Annotated in this window: 1 protein-coding gene and 1 pseudogene; both read left to right on the forward strand. The window is 41.1% G+C overall.

The window, feature by feature from the left end:
- Positions 1 to 276: lactoylglutathione lyase (locus ACS8FD_RS20265; RefSeq protein ID WP_439277188.1), on the forward strand; the 276-nt coding region annotated here is incomplete at its 5' end.
- Between the two features lie 78 nt (positions 277 to 354).
- A pseudogene (locus ACS8FD_RS20270) lies at positions 355 to 730 on the forward strand (mechanosensitive ion channel family protein); the annotation flags it as partial.

Below are 730 nucleotides of genomic sequence, written 5' to 3' on the forward strand. Positions count from 1 at the left end.
TTTGCGTTCCGTCAACGCGGTATTTTAGAGCTGACCCACAACTATGGTACTGAAAACAAGACCGACTTTAGCTACCATGATGGCAATAGCGAGCCGCAAGGCTTTGGTCATATTTGCTTTAGCGTACCCAATTTAGATGAAGCGATAGCTTGGTTTGATACAAACGATGTGGAATTTAAAAAACGTCCTGAAGATGGCAGTATGAAAAATATCGCCTTTATCAAAGATGTCGATGGTTACTGGATTGAGATTGTACAAGCTGACTTGATGCGTTAAATTGCAGCGTCCAAAAGACAATGACTGAAAGACAATGACTTAATAAAAAAGGTAAATAACTTAAGGAGCTTCCCCTATATGCCTAGCCCTGAGGCAGACACCATTGCTTTTGATCCAGCTACCACGCCCGATGAGCTGACGTATCATAGCATCATAGATTCAGCAAATGAGATATTGGTTGGTTTTGTCGAGCGTATTCCATATTTTGTTGCATCAATTATCGTTATCCTAATTTTTTGGTTTTTATCAATAGTATTTAAAAAAATCGTTCACAAACTATTAGGTAGTCGGAGTCGACATCAAAATCTGGTCAAAGTGTTTCAGCGGGTAGGCGGGGCACTGATTATTTTTATTGGCTTTATGATAGCCATGGTCATTGCAGTGCCAGGTTTTACGCCTGCCAAGCTGATTGGTGCACTTGGTATCGGTTCGGTCGCCATTGGCTTTGCGTTTA

Source organism: Psychrobacter sp. 1U2 (assembly GCF_051847575.1).